Source organism: Mesorhizobium sp. M7A.F.Ca.US.002.01.1.1 (assembly GCF_004022955.1).
Lineage (GTDB): Bacteria > Pseudomonadota > Alphaproteobacteria > Rhizobiales > Rhizobiaceae > Mesorhizobium > Mesorhizobium ciceri.
Genome location: NZ_RZQE01000806.1, coordinates 1 through 1,650, shown reverse-complemented (window position 1 = coordinate 1,650; position 1,650 = coordinate 1). Strand labels below are relative to the sequence as shown.

The following is a 1,650-nucleotide window of genomic DNA, read 5'->3' as shown; positions in this document are numbered from 1 at the left end:
GCTCCGGGCGGTGCAACGAAGATGTGCCCGTTTTTAACCTTCGTGCCGCTGGCGGCATTCGCTACGGGCATGTTGGCAGCGCGACCGAGAATGTCGCCGAGGTAACTCGTGAGACCGACGTGCTGTACGATGAGGAGGGCCGCCGGAATGTCCGGCGAAATATCCCGGACAAGTCTCTTCAGCGCGTCGAGGCCCCCCGCCGAGGCTCCGATTGCGACAATGCACCGGTTCTCGCAACCGTAGGCACGGACCTTCTCCGACTGCCCCGCATGTTCCGACTCTGATCGTGGTGCGGCGGTGGCCATATGTGCTTCACCCACTCAGCAAATAGCGAGCACTCCGGCCAGTCCGCTGCTGCCAGTCGGATGCCCTGCTTTCGTCGTTAGCTTCCTGACCTCGAACATAGTTGCCCGCAATGACGTCAGCTCCAAACTAACGCTTACGTGCGCGTTTGACAGCAGCCTCGGCCACGGCCGGCGCCTCCTGAATGCTTGCCGCGCCGCCAAAATCCGCGTTCTTGGTTCGGCCAGCTCCCGGACCGGCACCTAGATCAGCGCCCGTGATCGGATCGGACGCCGGATCAGAAAGAGTACGGTCGGCCATCTTGGCCACCACCTTCATGTCTCTGGCGCCCATTTTGACGGTTGCCAAGCCGTCTCCGCCGTCGACGGGCATCACCTCTTCAAGGTCATCGATCCGATCCCACTCTTCGCCGGAATTCCATGGACCATTGGTATCGCCGTCACCTTGAGAGGTGTTGACGTACATGCTGGCGTACCTCTCGATGCCCGGGAGCTTGCCTGACGGGAAATTGTTTTCGATGGCGTAGAGTGCTTTCTCAAACGACTTTTGATGAGCGATCTCGCGTGTCATCAGGAAGCCGAGCGCGTCCTTGATGCCCGGATCATCGGTGATGTTGATGAGGCGTTCGTAAACGATCTTGGCGCGCGCTTCAGCGGCGATGTTCGACCGCAAATCCACGGTAGGTTCACCGCGTGAGTCGACATAGGCCGCGGTCCAGGGAACGCCGGCTGAGTCGCACAGCGCGGGAGCACCGCCAAACAGGATGGATTCCTTGGCTGTCGTACCGCTGGCGCCGATCATCATATAAAGGTCCGCTTCTTTCATCTGGCCTTCGGCAAGTTGTGCCTTGAGCCCCTTGTTCAGCATGGTGACGATCGATCCCACCACCTCAAGGTGGCTGAGTTCTTCAGTGGCTATGTCGAGCAACATGTCGCGACGGCCAAGATCATCCTCGCCGAGGCCTTGCGTGAAATAGCGCATCGCCGCGGCAAGCTCACCATCGGCGCCACCGAATTGTTCCATGATCATGCAGGCCAGGCGGGGATTAGGCTCCGAAACGCGGACGGTGTATTGCAGGCGCTTGTTGTGCATGAACATTGGCAATCCTCCAGGGGGTTGGGTTGCCCAACATCCGCCTGCGAGGATTGTTCCATATTGCATCGAGTGACGCAGTGGCCGATCCGCGAGGCCATGGCGCGCTAGGGGTGAAATTCGTGTCGGGACGCACATCAATGAGCGCCTCCAGATGGGAAAAAGACTGGTCGCGCACGTTTTCCTCCGGGTACTGGAACGAACATGTTGTCGGGACTAACCCACGATGAAAGCGGCGAAAAACTGCTGAGGCTC

The 1,650-nt window shown here is 59.6% G+C and carries 2 protein-coding genes; both read right to left on the bottom strand.

All coding sequences use genetic code 11. The features are described 5' to 3' along the window. Nucleotides 1-305: chemotaxis protein CheB (locus EN932_RS35655; protein ID WP_281061576.1), on the bottom strand; the 305-nt coding region annotated here is incomplete at its 3' end. Between the two features lie 127 nt (nt 306-432). Then, a complete protein-coding gene (locus EN932_RS35650; protein ID WP_024505775.1) occupies nt 433-1,401 on the bottom strand; it encodes a manganese catalase family protein in 969 nt (322 codons plus the stop codon). Between the last annotated feature and the right edge of the window lie 249 nt (nt 1,402-1,650).